Here is an 18,037-nt window from a genome sequence, read left to right as displayed (position 1 = left end):
GATACGAATGCAACCCGTTAAGAGGTGAGGCAGCCTAAAATTCCAGCTTGTCCTCAACCTCGGTATTCTGTTGCTGCTGCTCGTGATAAGCATTACAATCAAGGGTTATGCCCACGCCCGATTTTGGCGGATCAAAATCCACATTCTTTTTAATGCCCAAAGCCTGGTTCGCATACACCTTTTGCATATACAGCGCGAAAATTGGCAACGCGGTATTAGCGCCCTCACCCAAATTAGTCGAGCGGAAGTGTATATCACGATCCTCGCAACCTGTCCACACACCGGTAACCAGTTGTGGCGTTATGCCGATGAACCAGCCATCGGAGTTGGATTGCGTAGTACCTGTTTTACCGCCGATAGGATTAGTCAGTTTATATTTTGAACGTAAGCGCCAGCCGGTACCCTCGTCAACCACGCCTTTCAGCATATAGGTCATTACGTAGGCAGTTTGCTCGTTAAGCGCCTGGCGAACGTTGGCATGGTGATCATACAATACGTTGCCGTTCTTGTCCTCAATACGCAGCAGGAAGGTTGGCTCTGTCCATACCCCGTGGTTGGCAAATGCCGAGTAAGCGCCGGTCATGTCATATACCGATGCGTTGAACGTGCCCAGGCATATTGATGGGTAAGGCCCAATATCCGGACTATTAACGCCCATCTTTTTGATCAGATCCATCACCGGTTGAGGCTTAACCTCATTCATTACATAAGCGGTAATATAGTTTTGCGAGTTTGCCAATGCCTTGCGCAGTGTTAACACACCCGGTATGGTGCCGGTTGAGCGCGGTGTCCACGGTTCGCCGTAGCCGGTAATGGTTACAGGTACGTTGGCTACCTCCATACATGGCGAAAAGCCGGCCTCAACAGCCACGGCATAGGTGAACGGCTTGGCAGTTGAACCTACCTGGCGTGTACCCATACGTACCTGATCGTATTTAAAATGCTCAAAGTTGGTACCGCCTACCCAGGCCTTAATATAGCCGGTGGTTGGGTCCATACTCATCATGGCATTGCGCAGCATCATTTTATGGTATACGATCGAGTCCATCGGTTTCATGGTGGTATCAATATCACCTTTCCAGGTAAACAGCGTCATTTTAGCAGGCGTGTTAAAATCCTCCTTAATTTCGTCGTCTGATTTTCCGGCAAGTTTTAAGGCCTTATAACGGTCGCTGCGCTGCATACCCTGCCTTAATAATAATTGAAAGTTATTTACACCTTTCCATAAACTGCGGCCTTTCCAGTGATCATTGAACTGGGCTTGCAGGTTACGCATGTATTCCTTTTGCGCTTCCTCGGCATAGCGTTGCATGGTGGCATCAATAGTGGTATATATCTTCAAACCATCACGGTCAAGGTCATAAGGTGTTTCGCCCTCTTTAAATATCGATTTTTCAACCAATATCTTCTGAACCTCTTTTTTCAGGATAGCCCTGAAGTATGGTGCCGAACCCTCGTTATGGTTAATTGGGTGAAAGCTCAAACCAAGTGGTTTTTGCCTGAATTCCTCAACCTGCCCGTCGCTCAGGTAACCCACCTCGCCCATGCGGCGTAATACCAGGTTACGGCGGTTAAGCGCATTGTCGGGGTGATTGATAGGTGAGTAAATACCGGGGCCGTTTACCATACCCACTAATAAAGCAGCCTGATCGGGCGTAAGCTTATCAGGAGTAGTATTAAAATAGGTTAACGCGGCCGATTTTATGCCGAATACATTATAAGCGCCAAAATCAACCGTGTTAAGGTACATGGTAATGATCTCCTCTTTGGTGTAATGGCGTTCTATCTTAACGGCGGTTATCCACTCCTGTAGTTTTTGGATGATACGTTTGAACGGGTTACGCGCACGCTCCGAAAAAAGGTTAAGGGCCAGCTGCTGCGTAATGGTACTGCCACCTTGTTTTTTACCTACCAGGTTATAAAATATTATGGTGAAGGTACGGTTAAAGTCGATGCCCGAGTGTTCGTAAAAGCGGGTATCCTCGGTAGCAACCAAGGCGTTTATCACGTAAGGCGATATATCTTTATAGCTTACATTGGTGCGGTTTTGCACAAAGTAGGTGCCCAGTATCTGTTTGTCTGATGATATTACCTGCGATGCCAGGTTGCTTTTTGGGTTTTCCAGATCGCGGAATGATGGCAGCTGCCCGAATATACCGAAAGCGGTAAGCAGCAGCATAATTACTACAAAAGAAAAGCAGGCGATTACAAAGCGCCATATATACCAGTTATACCTGCGGGCATCCTTGGGTGAAAGTTTAACGATCATTTTATTTATTAAAAATTATCCTGATAATACTCCATGTAAGTACTCAGTAGTTTTTGGTCGGCTAATTTATCCAGATTTTGCTGCGTTACGATAAAGAAAGTGTATTTATCTGCCGGCACCTTCATTATCTCAGGCATCAAAGGTATAATGTTGCGGGCATATTCCTTAGCCTCGCCAACGGTATAAAAGCGGCCAACGTATATCAGCTGGTTATCTCCGGCCTGTTTAAGCTGGTGCCGTATGCGTACGCCCTGGTACCGGGTACGGTTAAACTGCCCTACACCAAAACGTGACGAAGCCAAATTAGTTGTGCGCGAACTTACACTTATCACAAAATAGTAGTTAGTGCTATCGCTCTCATTAAACGGATAAACCTTTTTCGGTTTTGCCGGTGCGCTTACACTATCTGTTTTGGGTTGAGTGGGTTCGGGTTGTTTGGCTATAACAGGCTCCGGTTTCTTAATCACCGGGCTATCTGTTGGTTTGGCAGTAACCACCGGTTTTTCAACCTTTGGTTTTTCTACCCGCTTGTCAGCCACCTGTGCAAACTCCGTTACTAACGGACCAACTTCCTCGGGTGCAAATGGTATATAATTAGGGTCGCTATCTAAAATAGCGAATTTGCGGGCAGCCATTTCATTGCTGTTGGCATCAATAAAGGCAAGGTGCTGCCCAACCAGCGGGGTTACCAGCTTATCGGCAGGGTAAGCGTTCAAAATATTTTGCAGATCGGTTTTTAGCGGAGCAACCTTAACCTGCCTGCCACGCGCCAGGGCACGTAAGTATAGTAATTGCGCCGCCAGTTTGCTGTTAGGGTATTGCTGCATCAAGGCATCAACCTGCTGCATTACCTCGGGGTATTTGCGTTGGGCGTATAGCTCATATACCTCATTGTATAAGGCATTAAAGCTGGCGTCGGCATCATTCAGGCGTTTGGCATAGTCAGGGTCAAGTATCACCTTGGCGTATGGCGAGTCGGCAAAATCCTTCAGCAACAGGTTCTTGTATTTATCGGCCTGTGCCAGCTGGTTAGTGCTGGTATACAAGCGGAACAGGCTATAATATATAGCCGCCCGGTTCGGGTTATCCGGAAAACGTTTCAATATCAATTCATACGCGGCAATGGCCTCTTTCGGGTCTTCAATAACATCGCGGTAAAAGTTGGCAATCTCAAACAAGGCATTATATATGCGGATGTTCGATTGCGTGATCATCACCGGCGTTATCGGTATGGTTTGTACCAGTTGTTGCCTGTAGTTTGATGATGCGTTATTGTCCTTAGTTTGCTGCAACTGGTTTTGTACCGCGTTAGGGTCAAGGGTTTGCGAGTTGTTTACCGCGAGGTTAGCCGTACTGCGCTGACTGCGGCGCCAGTTGTCCTCCAGTTTACGGTTGCCCCAGCGTTGTTTAAAGGTGGCAAAGCCCGATCCAACTGCCGCGTTATTATAAAAGTAGAAGTTACCCCCGGTTGGCGTACTTGCCCGTGGGTTTTGCGCATTGCTTATCTCCAGCGGGATGGCTGTAGGTGCCGTTGCCGATTTTGGGTCGGTTGATGGCTTGCTGTTTAGTTGCTGTAATAACAAATAACGATCAACCATCGAGTCGATCATGTTTGTGCGATTAGGCTCGGGCAGGCGGGCAAGCATTTGCAGTGTATCCTCGTGCGCAACAATGCTCAGGTTGGCGGTAAGCGTTTGCAGGTTATCTGTTTTTTTGCGGATGGCCGCGTAACCCGGATAAGTAGGTGAAAGATTGGCTAAGGTGCTATCATAATAATTCTTAGCCTCCGGGTAGTTGGCCTTATCCTTAAAATAAATATCAGCCAACCGCAAAAACGATAAGCCTTTTTGTTGCGTGTTATTCCCCGCCGCCGCTGTTGATAGCTTGTAATTCTCAACCGCCTTATCAATATCGTGCTCGTTATAATATATCTGGGCTATGTGGTAATATATCTGGTCGGTAAATTCCTTGTTGTTGCTGTTCTTAAGCAGACTTTTCAACCGGTCAACCCTGCTTATCTTTACACCATCGCGCATATCCTCAATGCGTATGCGGTTTAGGTCGGCGTTAAAGGCCATTTCAAAGGGGGCGTTGCTGTGTACAATACGATTGTAGCTGGCCACGGCATCATTAGCTTTGCCGTTAAGTTCTTCCAACTGGGCTAAAATAAAACGCCAGCGGCCTTTTTGCTGCGAGGTGTTGGCATACTCAACAGCTTGCAGGGCCATAGCCTCGGCATTCGGGTAATCGCGTACATCAATATAGTATTGCAGGGCGGTGGCGTAAACATCGGCCGTTATATTCTTTTTCGGGTTGATGCTGCGCAGGGCGGTATCAACATCAGGCCATGCTTTTTCGTGCTGATTAAGCATCATCAGGCTGCGGGCCTTCCATGCGCGGGCCTCCTGCAACAACTCCGGCTTTTCACGGTACGATCGTAGCACGTAATCGCAATACTCCTGGGCATTAAAATACTGCTTGCCCAAATAATTGGCCTTGCCCAGCAGCAGGTAGGCATCGCCAATATAATTGCTCTGCTCCTTAAAGTTGATGAGGTAGTTGGCCTTTTCTATAATAATGGTTAGGTCCTTATCCTCGGCATCGGTGTTGGTGGTATCGGGGTAAACGCGCAGCAGCTCGGTATAGTCATCAACAAACGCGGCGGCATAAGCATCCTGCTTTTGGTTAAACCTTTCGCGGGCATTGAACATGATGTTGTAATGCGCCGTTAAATTTTGCATACGCCTGTTAAAGGGTGTCTTTTTCTCGAGCGAGCAGGCGGCAACCAGCAACACCAGAAAAAGCAACGGGCTTAAATATTTTATTGATGGCGTTTTATGCACAGGGAATATAAAATGCAAATGCTTTGCTAAAATAAATAAATACTATACACCAATATTAAATAAATTTGTGCCATGCCAAAAAATGAACCACAACAGCCCGATCAAATAGGTAAAAGCATGAGCAATTATGCCAAATATACGGGCATTGCCGTGCAAATGATCGTTATTATTGGTGGTATGGCCTACGCGGGCTATAAAATTGATGAGGTTAACCGGCACCAGGTGCAGTGGGTTACGGCAGTTATGGCCCTCGCGGGTGTGTTTATTTCGCTTTACCTGGTTATAAGGGCAGTTAAAAACTGATATGCTGCGCAACTTAATATCTTTTTTTGTTTTTACATTTTGTTTGGCAATACCGCCGGTGGTGTTATTGTACACCGGTAATAATACATGGATATTGCCACAATTTTGGGGCATATTTGTGCTAATAACTGCGCTAACTTTGATGTTGATTGTGGCGGTATCACTCATCCAAAAAAGGCACCCCGAAATGTATGCCCAAACTTTTCTTATCATGACGGTAGCAAAGATGGTTTTGAGCATGGCATTAGCCCTTTTTTTTACCGTGAAATTCAAGGTGGATAGTGTGATATTTGTGCTCAATTTCTTTTATGTATATTTCTTGAACACCATCTTTGAAGTTTTGGTTTTGTTACGTAACTTGCGCAACCAAATTTAAAAGTGAAAAACACTCATTTAATGAATTTTAGCCATATTTTGAACTCAAAAAAAACTGCCATAAGCCTCATTTTAGGCGTTTTTTTGACTTTTTGCGCTTGTAAAACTTTTGCGATACAACACGGAGAGCATGCTACAGAGGAAAAGAATGCCGAAACAGAGGCCTTCAATCCTACCACTGCCATCCTTGAACACATTGGTGATTCGCATTACTGGCATGTGGTTGGCGAAACATCAATTCCGCTGCCTGTAATCCTGTTTACTGATAAGGGTACAGAGTATTTCTCATCATCTGTTTTTCACCACGGTACCGAGGCGCACAAGGGTCAGTTTTATACCTACAAATTAGTTGAGGATAAAATTAAGGCTGTTGATGCCAATGGCGAGGTTGATAAAGAGGCATCATCGCACGTATACGATTTTTCAATAACCAAAAATGTTTTGGCTATGTGGATAGCAGGTACACTGATCCTGGTTATCTTCATGAGTGTAGCCTCATCATACAAAAAACGCGAAGGCAAAGCACCAAAAGGTTTGCAATCATTGGTTGAGCCTATCATTATGTTTGTACGTGATGAAATAGCAAGGCCAAACATTGGTCGCCGTTACCAGCGCTACATGCCAATACTGTTAACCATATTCTTTTTTATATGGATGAACAACCTTTTAGGTTTGGTGCCATTGTTCCCGGGTGGCGCTAACGTTACGGGTAACATCATGTTCACCTTTGTAATGTCGGCCATCGTTATGCTGGTAGTGAATTTCAGCGCCAACAAATACTACTGGAAACACATCTTTTTACCCGATGTACCGGTATGGCTGTACCCTATCATGATCCCGGTGGAGCTGATCGGTGTAATATCAAGGCCATTCGCGTTAATGATACGTTTGTACGCCAACATCTCTGCGGGCCACATCATCGTGCTGAGCTTAATATCGCTCATCTTCATCTTTAAATCAATTGCCGTTGCACCGGTATCTATCGTGTTCGTATTATTTATGGACGTGCTGGAGTTACTGGTAGCATTTCTGCAAGCCTTTATATTTACCATGCTTACCGCGCTGTTTATTGGTACAGCGGTTGAAGAGCATCATTAATTCATCATTCGCAAACAATTATATAATTATATTTAACTTTTAAAATTTAAAAACATGACTGGAAGTATTGCTGCATTAGGTGCAGGTTTAGCAGTTATCGGTGCTGGTTTAGGTATCGGTCAGGTTGGTGGCAAAGCCATGGAAGGTATCGCTCGTCAACCAGAAGCTGCTTCAAAAATCCAAACTGCCATGATCATTGCTGCCGCTCTTATCGAGGGTGTTGCTCTGTTCGGTGTGGTAGTTGCCCTGTTAGGTAAATAATTTACCGCAAAAAGAAACAATAAAGCCCGGAGCGATTGGCAACGGGCTTTATTTAAAAGTTAAAAATTACTCGAAATCTCTTTTACATATATAATGGAACAATTATTCGAAGGTTTGTTAAATGACCATTTAGGATTTGTGGTTTGGGCAGCGGTTGCCTTTATCCTGTTGTTGATATTACTGGGCAAGTTTGCCTGGAAACCAATTATGCAGGCTATTACTGACCGTGAGCGTTCTATTGAGGATGCCTTGCTTAAAGCTGAAGCTGCAAAAGAGGAGATGGCCCGTTTAACCGATGAGAACGAAGCATTGCTTAAAAAAGCCCGCATTGAGCGCGACCTGATACTGCACGAAGCCCGCAAGGTAAAAGAGCAGATGATACATGACGCGCGCGATCTTGCTCAAAAAGAAGGCGCCCGTATGCTGGAGATCGCTAAAATTGAGATCAACAACCAAAAAGCTATCGCCCTGGCTGATGTTAAGAACCAGGTAGCAAGCCTTTCGCTTGAAATTGCCGAAAAGGTATTACGCAAGCAATTTGAAGATCAGGCAAAACAGGACGACCTGGTTGCCGATTTGTTAAAAGAAGTTAAGTTGAAGTAATTTCAATATCGAATGTCGAATTTTCAATTTCGAATTTTAAATAAGGATGAATAATCAACTATAAATCCGAAATTGAAAATTCGAAATCCGAAATACAAAGAACTATGTCAGAACTAACAGTAGCATCCAGGTACGCCAAATCACTCATTGACCTTGCGGAGGAGCAAAACGCGGTTGATGCGGTAAAAACGGATATGGATTTCTTCCTGAAAACATTAAAGCAAAATGTTGAACTGAGCGCGGTGGTGGCTAACCCTATCATTTCGCACAGTAAAAAGACCGCCATTTTAAATGCTCTTTTTAACGGCAAGGTAAGCGCGCTTACTATCGCTTTTTTTAACATTATGGTTAACAAAGGCCGTGGCGAAGTGTTAAAGGCTACTGCTAACGAATATATAAACCAATATAACGTTAAATGTAACATCATCAAGGCTAAGGTAACTTCAGCCACTCCGCTATCAGCAGCTAACAAGCAAAAGCTGACCCAGGAGGTTGAGGAAGCTACCGGCAGCAAAGTGATATTGGTTGAAAAGGTTGACCCTGAGCTGATAGGCGGCTTTGTGCTTGCCGTTGGCGACAGGCAGGTTGATACCAGCATTGCTGCCGACCTGAAACGCCTTAAAAAAGATTTTGCTCAAAAAACAGTTTAATATTTACTCAAAAACACCAATAAAAGAAATAAAATGGTAGAGGTAAGACCAGACGAAGTATCAGCCATCCTGCGTCAGCAACTGGCAGGCTTCAAGTCAGAATCCGAACTGGAAGAAGTAGGTACCGTATTGCAAATAGGCGACGGTATTGCCCGTGTTTACGGATTAACAAAAGTACAATCAGGTGAGCTGGTTGAGTTTGACAATGGCCTGCAAGGCATTGTACTTAACCTTGAAGAAGATAACGTGGGTGTGGTATTGTTAGGTTCGTACGAAGGTATCAAAGAAGGTGATACTGTTAAACGTACCAGCAAGATCGCATCATTAAAAGTAGGCGAAGGCATGCTTGGCCGTGTGGTTGATACCCTGGGTAACCCAATTGACGGTAAAGGTCCTATCAGCGGTAAAACTTATGATATGCCTTTGGAGCGTAAAGCACCGGGTGTTATCTATCGCCAGCCGGTAACCGAGCCATTACAAACCGGTATCAAAGCTATCGACGCGATGATCCCTATCGGCCGTGGCCAGCGTGAGTTGGTTATTGGTGACCGCCAAACCGGTAAAACCGCCGTTTGTATCGATACCATCATCAACCAAAAAGAATTTTATGATGCCGGCCAGCCGGTTATCTGTATATATGTTGCTTGTGGCCAAAAGGCTTCAACCGTAGCTAACATTGTACGTACTTTAGAGGAGAACGGCGCTATGGCTTACTCAATTGTAGTAGCCGCTAACGCTTCTGACTCTGCACCGATGCAGTTCTTCGCGCCATTTGCCGGTGCTGCTATTGGCGAGTACTTTCGTGATACCGGTCGTCCGGCATTGATCATCTATGATGATTTGTCGAAACAAGCGGTAGCCTACCGTGAGGTATCATTATTACTTCGTCGTCCACCGGGCCGTGAGGCTTACCCGGGTGACGTATTCTACCTGCACAGCCGTTTACTGGAGCGTGCCGCTAAGATCAACTCGAATGATTCTATCGCTAAAGCGATGAACGATCTTCCTGAATCATTAAAAGATGTGGTTAAAGGTGGTGGTTCATTAACCGCTTTACCTATCATCGAAACTCAGGCGGGCGACGTATCAGCATATATCCCAACCAACGTAATCTCGATTACCGATGGCCAGATATTCCTGGAGTCGAACCTGTTTAACGCGGGTGTTCGTCCGGCTATCAACGTAGGTATCTCGGTATCACGTGTAGGTGGTAACGCGCAGATCAAATCAATGAAAAAAGTTGCCGGTACCCTTAAACTTGATCAGGCTCAATACCGCGAGTTGGAGGCATTCTCAAAATTCGGTTCAGACCTTGACGCTTCAACCAAAAGCGTACTTGACAAAGGTTCACGTAACGTTGAGATCCTTAAACAAGGCCAGTACTCACCGGTATCAGTTGAAAAACAGGTTGCTATCATATATATCGGTACTAAAAACCTGATGCGTAGCGTACCTGTAAACAAGATCAAGGAGTTTGAGGCTGAGTACTTAAGCCAGCTTGAACTACGCCACCCTGAAGTGCTTTCGGCACTTAAGGCAGGTAAGTTTGATGATAAACTAACCGGCGTACTTGAAACTGTCGCTAAAGAACTGACAGGTAAATATTAATTTTTTAATGTGCAGATGTGCGGATGAGTAAATGTGCAAATAGCATTTAAATATCCGCCATCTAAAACATCTGCACATCTGCATATAAGCAAATTTGCACATCAACTAAATGGCTAATTTAAAAGAAGTAAGAAACAGGATAACATCGGTAAGCTCAACGCAGCAGATCACCAAGGCCATGAAAATGGTTTCGGCTGCCAAGTTAAAGCGTGCTACCAATGCTATTGTACAGTTACGTCCGTATGCTACCAAGCTGAAGGAGCTTTTGGCTAACCTGTCAGCCAGCCTTGAAGATGGCGCATCTCCATACCTGCAGGAGCGTGAGCCGGTACGTGTATTGATAGTTGTGGTATCATCAAACCGTGGTTTGGCCGGTGCATTCAATGCCAATGCCATTAAAACTGCCAACAACCTGATCGCCGAAAAATACAGCGAGCAGTTAAAAAACGGTAATGTTTCAATTGTGGCTATCGGTAAAAAGGGTCACGACTTTTTTAGCCGCCGTAAGTACAACGTTATTGGCAACAATAACGAGCTTTACCAAAACCTTAACTTTGCCAATACATCGGTAATTACCGAGGCTATTATGCAGGGTTTTGTTAATGGCGATTACGATCGTGTTGAGGTGGTGTACAATCACTTCCGTAACGCCGCTGTGCAAATACTGGCCAGTGAGCAGTTACTGCCTGTACCAAAGCTGGAAACTAAGGTTGATGCTAAGGCTGCTTCTCAACAGGTTGATTACATCTTGGAGCCATCAAAAGAGGAGATAGTTGCTGAGCTGATACCTAAAAATATCAAACTACAGCTTTACCGTGCCGTGCTTGATTCGCACGCATCAGAACATGGTGCCCGTATGACGGCCATGGACAAGGCAACCGATAATGCCGGTGAGTTGTTACGCAGCCTGAAACTATCATACAACCAGGCTCGTCAGGCAGCCATTACTACCGAGCTTACCGAGATAGTTAGTGGCGCGGCAGCATTATCAAACGGATAATATAATTCACATCAATTATACCGAAAGGCTACCTCAAAAGGGTGGTCTTTTTTGTTTTACAGCGCCCGCTGTTTAATTATTTGTGCCTGATAATCTGTAACATTCAGGTTATTAATTGTGCAAACAGGTTACCTTTTGCATCCATCAGGTATTAAAATAAAAAACCTATAACATTATGAAAGTCAAAGTTTTAATTGCACTGCTGTGCGCAGCGGTGACGCTATACTCATGCACCGGAAATGGGGATTACAGAACCTTGAAAAGCGAAAGTAGTGACATGGATCTGGTGGCTGCCGATAGTATAGACACGGAACAACAAAAGCTGATAAAAACCGCCGGACTAACCTTTAAGGTTACTGATGTACGAAAAGTAGGCGATGATGTAACCGCCCTTACGCAACAATATAAAGGCATGGTGATGAACCATCATTTACGATCAGACGTTGAGCGGTTGAAGGAGGTAAAGCTGGATGATGACTCGGTAATGCGGGTATCAGCATTTAATACCTATGCCGATATGATGGTTAAGGTGCCCGCCGAGCACTTAACGACGTTTGTAAGCGCGGTAAACCGCCTTGGCGTATACACCACGGTAAGCAATATGGATATTGAGGATAATACGCTGCAATACCTCGAATCGCAAATGCGGATGGATAGCCGTAAGGAGCTGGTGAAGCAGCAAAAGCAAGGCACTATCAAGCTAAAGAATCCACAGGATGTATTGATATTTAAGGATGCGCTGGTTGACGAGCAGATCAACACCAAACGTATTGACGCGGCAGTAAAATACAGCACCGTAAGCCTCAATTTTTTCCAGAACAATACCATCATCAGGGAGCGTATGCCCGATACTGATCCGGCGATATACAATATCAGTTTTTTGCAGCGCTTAAAACAGTCGCTGATTAACGGTGTACTTATAGTTGCTGAGATATTCATCGCGTTAGCCAATATGTGGGTGTTTGTATTGATGGGTGTAGCTATGTGGTTGATATACAAATATTACAAGCGTAAACACCCCGCCTGGTTTGCCGATAAGGGGCCAATTAAGCCGGTTGTATAGTATTAGTTAATACAAATTGTAGTTGTACAAAAAAGCGCCCCAAAAAGGCGCTTTTTTGCATTTTATACACATAAATGCCTTATTTTTAGGCTGTCCCTAATTGATTAAATGTGAACTCATCTTCAAGTAGCACCGGTACAGGCTTTTTTAGCAGTAAAAATATACTATGGATAATTGTTGCGTTAGGCATAGTGCTGCGCGTTTACCATTTGGTTGATAACCGTTCGCTTTGGGAAGATGAGGTATACCTCTCAACCGGTTTTGCCGAATATGGCTTTACCGATGTAGCCACCAAACCATTACCTTTTCAGCAAAAAGCCCCGCTTGGGTACCTGTTAATAGTTAAAGGCTTTACCACGGTGTTTGGCGCGCACGAGATTCCGTTAAGGTTGTTTCCTTTTATATGTGGCGTGCTATCATTAGTACTGTTTGTGCCGGTAGTGCAAAGGTTGTTAAAACCGGCCGGTAGCTTAGTGGCTGTTGCCTTGCTGGCCTTTGGGCCTATCACCCTTTATCATTCTGTTGAGGCTAAGCAATATTCGGTCGAGCTATTCTCGGTTATATTGCTGTTGTATCTGTACCTGAAATATCATGATAAGTCGGCCCTGAAAGAGCGCCTGGTATGGGGCTTATGGGGTGCCGCGATAGTATGGTTCTCCTTCGCGTCTATATTTATAATGGCCGCTATGACGGGGGCAATAGGCTTAGGTTTGCTCATAAAAAAGCAGTACAAGCAAATATGGGCTATGATGCCGGTGTTCGCGTTGTGGTTTGGCAGCTTTATTATAAACTACGTGCTGTTTACCAGTAAGGATAGTGATACGGCCTGGCTGGTATACTTCTTCGTCTATCACGATTCGTTTATGCCACTATCAGCGCATGCCCTGCCATGGCTGGTAAAGCGCATGGTATCATTCCTTAACTACCCGATGGGTTTAAGCTGGATAAATGTATACAATACCGGCGTACTGCAACAAACCCTGCTACGTATGATATTTGTACCCCTGCTGCTTGCAGCGCTGGGTACATGGCAGCTTTTAAGTGGCAAAAAGCAATTGCTGTTGATCATCGGCTTTGCATTCCTTATTGTGTTCGCGGCATCGGCACTAAAGCTTTATCCGTTTCACGAACGGCTTACATTGTTTTTGGCGCCGTTGTTTATAGTGCTGCTTGCTGCCGGGGTTGACTTCTTCGCGCAGAGGCCTTACCGCTCGCCTATCGCGCTTGCTGTGCTGGCGTTGATGGTAGTATTTGGTCCGATAAAAAACACGCTGGCCCAGGTAAAAGACCCGTACCTGTTTGGCGATTATAAAAAATCATTTCAGCGCGAGGCGTTAACTTATCTGAACGATAATTATAAACCCGGCGATGTGGTGTACGTTTACTGGAACGATCTGCCGGGATATAACCTGTACAAGCAGATATACCCCATGAAGTTTAACGCCATTGTGGGTAATGATTACAGGCATAAGGTAACCGATTTTAACAACTACTTTAAGCAGCTGGATGTAGATCTGAATCCGTTTAAGGGTAAGAAGCGTGTGTGGGTTATTCAGCATAACCACATGGATATACCCATTGGCGATTTTATTGGCGACCCATTATGGTACTACAAGGATAATAACGGCCCCTTATTATTCCGCGAACACGTGGAGAAAATGGCCAAACCGCTGATGAGCTATCGCCCGGAAGACCCAAAGGCATCAAGCGATGTAAATGTTACTTTGTACGATTTTTCTGTACATTAAAAATGTTTAAACCGATACGGCTATTGTAGCATATTTTTTTATTTTTGTGCCAATTAAAATTATTCAGTCATGAATTCAATGGAAAACGCAAATGCCGAAGGGCATTACAAAATATTGGTAGTAGCAATATTTGTTGGTTTATTCGGATGTTTCTTCCGTTTTGTTGGCGAAGCTGCTATATATTCATGGGTAGCTAATGCCGCCATGGTTGTTGGTACTATCATCGCTTTAAAAGGTGTTTTTGCCATATTAGGTAAACAAAAATAAAAGCTTAAAAATATTTTAGTGAAGCGCTGTGCATTGCATAGCGCTTTTTTTATTCCGTTTAGCTCTAAGTGGTAGCAAACACTTTTTGGCTTTTGCGTTGTTCAATAAGGCATGAAAGTGTTACTTGCCGGCGCGAACGGATACATAGGAACAAGGCTTATCCCTGTATTGTTAGAGAAGAGGCATAACGTGGTATGCCTGGTGCGCGATAAGCGCCGCTTTCATGAACAGAGCGATTTTAGCGACCGGGTGTCCCTAATAAAAGGCGATCTGCTGCGTGAAGATGATATTGAGGATTTTCCGCAGGATATTGATGCCGCCTACTATCTGGTGCACTCCATGTCGCAGGTGCCCGATTTTGCCGAGCTCGAGGCGCTGTCTGCCCATAGCTTCATCCAAAAGCTGAATAAAACCAATTGCCGCCAGGTGATATTTTTGAGCGGCATCGTTAATGATGATAACCTTTCAAAACACCTGTTATCGCGCAAGAATGTTGAGGATGTGCTGCAAGAGGGCAAGGCTCCGGTTACGGTACTAAGGGCATCCATCATCATCGGCTCGGGCAGTTCATCGTTCGAAATCATTCGCGATCTGACGGAAAAACTTCCGTTAATGACCGTACCTAAATGGGTGAACACCCGCTGCCAGCCCATTGGCATACGCGATGTGCTGGGCTACCTGGAAGGCGTTATCCTGAACGAAAAGGCTTTAGGCAAAACCTTTGATATTGGCGGACCCGATGTGCTCAGCTTTAAGGAGATGATGCTGAGGTATGCCAAGGTGCGAGGGTTTAAACGTACCATGATCACCATTCCATTCTTGTCGCCCAAGCTGTCATCGTACTGGTTATACTTTGTTACTTCGATAAATTACTCGCTGGCCAATAGCCTGGTGCAAAGCATGAAGAACGAAACCATAATGCGCAACCACAATATTGATGATGTAGTACCCCGACAGTGCCTAACCTATGAGCAAAGCCTGGAACTGGCCTTTGAAAAGATAGAGCAAAACTCCATAGTATCGAGCTGGAAGGATGCGCTGAACTACGGCTACCTTAAGTCGGAGTTTATGGATCAGATAAAAGTACCGCAAAATGGTACGCTTGAATATAAGGTAAAGCTGCCTTTTGAGGTGGATAGCGATAAGGTAGAAAAGAATATTTGGGCCATAGGCGGCGACCGCGGCTGGTATTACTGGGATTGGATATGGAGCATCCGCGGGTTTTTAGATAAGATGTTTGGCGGCGTAGGCTCGCGCCGGGGCCGCACCAGCGGCAGCAGCGTTGAGCCCGGCGATGTGATAGACTTTTGGCGCGTACTATTGGCCGATAAGTTGAACAAACGCCTGCTGTTATATGCCGAAATGAAACTACCCGGCGAGGCTTGGCTCGAATTCAAAATAATTGACAGAAAAGGCAAGAAGTTTTTAAGTCAGATAGCTACCTTCAGGCCCAATGGCGTATGGGGGCGTGCGTATTGGTATATGATGTGGCCTTTCCACCTGTTTATATTTAACGGCATGGCCAAACAGATAGTGCAGTTTGAAGATCAACGCACTATAAAAGCCTGAACATTACAATGAGCAATAAAAAGATATTACTTACCGGCGGCTCCGGTGGCCTGGGGCGGCAATTGACCGATCTGTTATTGAGCAAGGGTTATACGGTAAACGTACTAAGCCGTGGCGAGGGTAAGGATAAGCGGGTGCAAACCTTTAAGTGGGACGTTAGCAAAGGTATTATTGACGATGTCTGTATTGATGGCGTTGATACCATTATTCACCTGGCGGGAGCCGGTATTGCTGATGAACGCTGGACGGACGAACGTAAAAAGGTAGTGATCGAGAGCCGCACCAAATCGATAGAATTGTTGTATGATCTGCTTAAGCGTAAACTCCATCAGGTTAAGGCCGTAGTTTCCGCATCGGGCACGGGTTATTACAGCGACCGTGGCGATGAACTGCTTACCGAAGAAAACCCGCCTGCCAATGACTTTTTAGGTCATTGCTGTGTGCTATGGGAGCAAGAGGTTGATGAGGGTAAGCAGTTGGGTTTGCGTGTAGCTAAATTCCGTACCGGGGTAGTGTTGGATAAGCATGCCGGGGCATTGCCTCGCCTATCGGCACCTATAAAGTTTGGCTTTGGCGCTGCGCTGGGCAGCGGCAAACAATGGATACCCTGGATACATTGGCAGGATGTAGCCGGAATATATTTGTACGGCATTGAGCAGGAGTTAGAGGGTGTCTATAATATGGTTGCACCTAACCCGGTAACTAATAAACAGCTTACCAAACATGTAGCACAGCATTTAAGACGCCCCTTATGGCTGCCCAATGTACCTGCCTTTGCCCTTAATCTGGCCCTTGGCGAAATGAGTACGCTGGTGTTAGGCAGCACCAAAGTAGCCGCCGACAAAATTGAGCAGGCGGGCTACATTTTCAAATTTAACAGTATTGATAAAGCACTGACCGATATTTATGGCCGATAAGCAACCTGTATCCGTATTTTGGTTTCGGCGCGATCTGCGCCTGGATGATAATGCCGGTTTATACCGTGCCCAAAAAAGCGGCAACCCCGTACTGCCTATATTTATATTTGACCGCGAGATACTCGACGATCTGAAAGATAAGGATGATGCACGGGTAACGTTCATTTACCAAACCATTGAGGAATTAAAGGCCGAGCTGAAAAAGCACAATTCGGATCTGCTGGTGTTTTATAATACGCCCGATAAGGTATTTAAACATCTGTTAAAGGAATACCCGGTTGTCGAAGTATATACCAATCACGATTATGAGCCTTATGCCACCAAACGCGATAAGGATATTGCCGCCCTGCTAAAAAAGGAAGGTATCGAACTAAAGACCTACAAGGATCAGGTAATATTTGAGCGCGACGAGGTAACCAAGGATGATGGTAAGCCATACACTGTTTTTACACCATATAAAAATCGTTGGCTGCAAACGCTAAAGCCATTTTATTTAAAAGCTTATCCCAACAAAAAATATTTTAAAAACCTGCATACATTCAGGGCCGCGGCTATGCCCACATTAAAGGATATGGGTTTTGAAAAAAGCAGCCGTAAGTTTCCGGATAAAAAATACCGTGATGTGATGGACGACTACGCCAAAACCCGCGACTATCCGGCTATGAAAGGTACATCGCATATTGGCTTGCACCTGCGCTTCGGTACGCTAAGTATACGCCGGTTGGCCACTGATGCCAATGAATGCCATGAAAAAACCTGGCTGAATGAATTAATATGGCGCGAGTTTTATATGATGGTGCTACACCATTTTCCGCATACTATGGATCATGCCTTTAGGCCGGAGTATGATAGGGTTAAATGGGTGAACAACGAGGAACACTTTAAGGCCTGGTGCGAAGGCCGTACCGGATACCCGCTGGTTGATGCCGGTATGCGCGAACTGAACGAAACAGGCTACATGCACAACCGCGTCCGCATGGTTACGGCCAGCTTTTTAAGTAAGGATCTGCTGATAGACTGGCGCTGGGGCGAACATTACTTTGCCCAAAAGCTGCTGGATTACGAAATGGCCAGCAACGTGGGTGGCTGGCAATGGGCGGCAGGCTCAGGTACTGATGCCGCGCCTTACTTCAGGATATTCAACCCCGAATCGCAACAAAAAAAGTTCGACCCCAAGTTGGAGTACGTTAAGAAATGGGTACCCGAATACGCCGATTTCACCAAATACCCCAACCCGATTGTTGATCATAAGGCAGCAAGGGAGAGAGTATTGAAAGCTTTTAAGGATGCGTTGGGTAAGTAACTATCGTATCAAAAATATAACGTTGCTGTAGATTCCATAAATTATCCATATAGCCGCAAGTATAAAACCGACGGTTTTTAAACTTGTATCTTTAATTGCCAATGGTAAAAGTATGAAGCTAAGGCATTGCAAGATCCAGGCACCGCTTATGGCATATTTT

16 protein-coding genes are annotated in these 18,037 nt (G+C 45.1%); 14 read left to right on the top strand and 2 right to left on the bottom strand.

The window, feature by feature from the left end:
- Positions 1-34 precede the first annotated feature (34 nt).
- On the bottom strand, positions 35-2,269 hold the full coding sequence (locus IM792_RS10570; protein WP_194101813.1) for a transglycosylase domain-containing protein: 2,235 nt from the start codon (positions 2,267-2,269) through the stop codon (positions 35-37).
- An 8-nt stretch (positions 2,270-2,277) separates the two neighbouring features.
- Positions 2,278-5,112 (bottom strand): tetratricopeptide repeat protein, encoded by a 2,835-nt coding sequence (locus IM792_RS10565; RefSeq protein WP_194101812.1) that lies wholly within the window; start codon positions 5,110-5,112, stop codon positions 2,278-2,280.
- Positions 5,113-5,184: 72 nt separating this feature from the next.
- Between IM792_RS10565 and IM792_RS10560 the strand changes: the two genes are divergently transcribed.
- The 14 genes from IM792_RS10560 (at position 5,185) to IM792_RS10495 (ending at position 17,877) form a co-directional block, all read left to right on the top strand.
- The gene (locus IM792_RS10560; protein WP_194101811.1) at positions 5,185-5,415 is read left to right on the top strand and encodes an AtpZ/AtpI family protein; all 231 of its coding nucleotides are present in this window, start codon (positions 5,185-5,187) and stop codon (positions 5,413-5,415) included.
- An 87-nt stretch (positions 5,416-5,502) separates the two neighbouring features.
- Positions 5,503-5,697, top strand: coding sequence for a hypothetical protein (locus tag IM792_RS10555; RefSeq protein ID WP_194101810.1), 195 nt, complete (start codon positions 5,503-5,505; stop codon positions 5,695-5,697).
- Positions 5,698-5,811: 114 nt separating this feature from the next.
- Positions 5,812-6,888, top strand: a complete 1,077-nt coding sequence (atpB, locus tag IM792_RS10550) for a F0F1 ATP synthase subunit A (RefSeq protein ID WP_194101809.1) — start codon at positions 5,812-5,814, stop codon at positions 6,886-6,888.
- Between the two features lie 54 nt (positions 6,889-6,942).
- The gene (atpE, locus tag IM792_RS10545; RefSeq protein ID WP_194101808.1) at positions 6,943-7,149 is read left to right on the top strand and encodes an ATP synthase F0 subunit C; all 207 of its coding nucleotides are present in this window, start codon (positions 6,943-6,945) and stop codon (positions 7,147-7,149) included.
- A 93-nt stretch (positions 7,150-7,242) separates the two neighbouring features.
- Entirely contained in the window at positions 7,243-7,752 is a 510-nt protein-coding gene (atpF, locus tag IM792_RS10540) for a F0F1 ATP synthase subunit B (protein ID WP_194101807.1), read from the top strand.
- 104 nt (positions 7,753-7,856) lie between these two features.
- Positions 7,857-8,402, top strand: coding sequence for an ATP synthase F1 subunit delta (atpH, locus tag IM792_RS10535; RefSeq protein ID WP_194101806.1), 546 nt, complete (start codon positions 7,857-7,859; stop codon positions 8,400-8,402).
- A gap of 33 nt (positions 8,403-8,435) precedes the next feature.
- Positions 8,436-10,010, top strand: coding sequence for a F0F1 ATP synthase subunit alpha (atpA, locus tag IM792_RS10530; protein WP_194101805.1), 1,575 nt, complete (start codon positions 8,436-8,438; stop codon positions 10,008-10,010).
- Between the two features lie 109 nt (positions 10,011-10,119).
- Complete coding sequence (gene atpG / locus IM792_RS10525; protein WP_194101804.1) at positions 10,120-11,010, top strand: ATP synthase F1 subunit gamma; 891 nt, start codon at positions 10,120-10,122, stop codon at positions 11,008-11,010.
- Positions 11,011-11,185: 175 nt separating this feature from the next.
- Positions 11,186-12,073, top strand: a complete 888-nt coding sequence (locus IM792_RS10520; RefSeq protein WP_194101803.1) for a DUF4349 domain-containing protein — start codon at positions 11,186-11,188, stop codon at positions 12,071-12,073.
- Between the two features lie 110 nt (positions 12,074-12,183).
- Complete coding sequence (locus IM792_RS10515; protein ID WP_194101802.1) at positions 12,184-13,821, top strand: glycosyltransferase family 39 protein; 1,638 nt, start codon at positions 12,184-12,186, stop codon at positions 13,819-13,821.
- 69 nt (positions 13,822-13,890) lie between these two features.
- The gene (locus IM792_RS10510; RefSeq protein WP_194101801.1) at positions 13,891-14,088 is read left to right on the top strand and encodes a hypothetical protein; all 198 of its coding nucleotides are present in this window, start codon (positions 13,891-13,893) and stop codon (positions 14,086-14,088) included.
- A gap of 111 nt (positions 14,089-14,199) precedes the next feature.
- Positions 14,200-15,657 carry an SDR family oxidoreductase gene (locus IM792_RS10505; RefSeq protein ID WP_194101800.1) on the top strand — a complete coding sequence of 486 codons (1,458 nt, stop codon included), beginning with the start codon at positions 14,200-14,202 and terminating at the stop codon, positions 15,655-15,657.
- 8 nt (positions 15,658-15,665) lie between these two features.
- Complete coding sequence (locus IM792_RS10500) at positions 15,666-16,574, top strand: TIGR01777 family oxidoreductase (RefSeq protein WP_194101799.1); 909 nt, start codon at positions 15,666-15,668, stop codon at positions 16,572-16,574.
- Complete coding sequence (locus IM792_RS10495; protein ID WP_194101798.1) at positions 16,564-17,877, top strand: deoxyribodipyrimidine photo-lyase; 1,314 nt, start codon at positions 16,564-16,566, stop codon at positions 17,875-17,877. The genes IM792_RS10500 and IM792_RS10495 overlap by 11 nt, the downstream gene beginning before the upstream one ends.
- Positions 17,878-18,037: the final 160 nt, after the last annotated feature.

The sequence above is a fragment of the Mucilaginibacter sp. JRF genome (genome assembly GCF_015223065.1).
In the GTDB taxonomy this organism is placed as follows: Bacteria; Bacteroidota; Bacteroidia; order Sphingobacteriales; family Sphingobacteriaceae; genus Mucilaginibacter.
This window is presented reverse-complemented; position numbering and strand designations above follow the sequence as displayed.

Excerpts from the sequence above, each read along its gene's own strand:
- IM792_RS10495 (WP_194101798.1), top strand. The coding sequence starts at position 16,564 with ATGGCCGATAAGCAACCTGTATCCGTATTTTGGTTTCGGCGCGATCTG.
- atpG (WP_194101804.1), top strand. The coding sequence starts at position 10,120 with ATGGCTAATTTAAAAGAAGTAAGAAACAGGATAACATCGGTAAGCTCA.
- IM792_RS10560 (WP_194101811.1), top strand. The coding sequence starts at position 5,185 with ATGCCAAAAAATGAACCACAACAGCCCGATCAAATAGGTAAAAGCATG.
- atpF (WP_194101807.1), top strand. The coding sequence starts at position 7,243 with ATGGAACAATTATTCGAAGGTTTGTTAAATGACCATTTAGGATTTGTG.
- atpB (WP_194101809.1), top strand. The coding sequence starts at position 5,812 with ATGAATTTTAGCCATATTTTGAACTCAAAAAAAACTGCCATAAGCCTC.
- atpH (WP_194101806.1), top strand. The coding sequence starts at position 7,857 with ATGTCAGAACTAACAGTAGCATCCAGGTACGCCAAATCACTCATTGAC.
- atpA (WP_194101805.1), top strand. The coding sequence starts at position 8,436 with ATGGTAGAGGTAAGACCAGACGAAGTATCAGCCATCCTGCGTCAGCAA.
- IM792_RS10570 (WP_194101813.1), bottom strand. The coding sequence starts at position 2,269 with ATGATCGTTAAACTTTCACCCAAGGATGCCCGCAGGTATAACTGGTAT.
- IM792_RS10510 (WP_194101801.1), top strand. The coding sequence starts at position 13,891 with ATGAATTCAATGGAAAACGCAAATGCCGAAGGGCATTACAAAATATTG.
- IM792_RS10555 (WP_194101810.1), top strand. The coding sequence starts at position 5,503 with ATGGATATTGCCACAATTTTGGGGCATATTTGTGCTAATAACTGCGCT.
- IM792_RS10500 (WP_194101799.1), top strand. The coding sequence starts at position 15,666 with ATGAGCAATAAAAAGATATTACTTACCGGCGGCTCCGGTGGCCTGGGG.
- IM792_RS10520 (WP_194101803.1), top strand. The coding sequence starts at position 11,186 with ATGAAAGTCAAAGTTTTAATTGCACTGCTGTGCGCAGCGGTGACGCTA.
- IM792_RS10505 (WP_194101800.1), top strand. The coding sequence starts at position 14,200 with ATGAAAGTGTTACTTGCCGGCGCGAACGGATACATAGGAACAAGGCTT.
- atpE (WP_194101808.1), top strand. The coding sequence starts at position 6,943 with ATGACTGGAAGTATTGCTGCATTAGGTGCAGGTTTAGCAGTTATCGGT.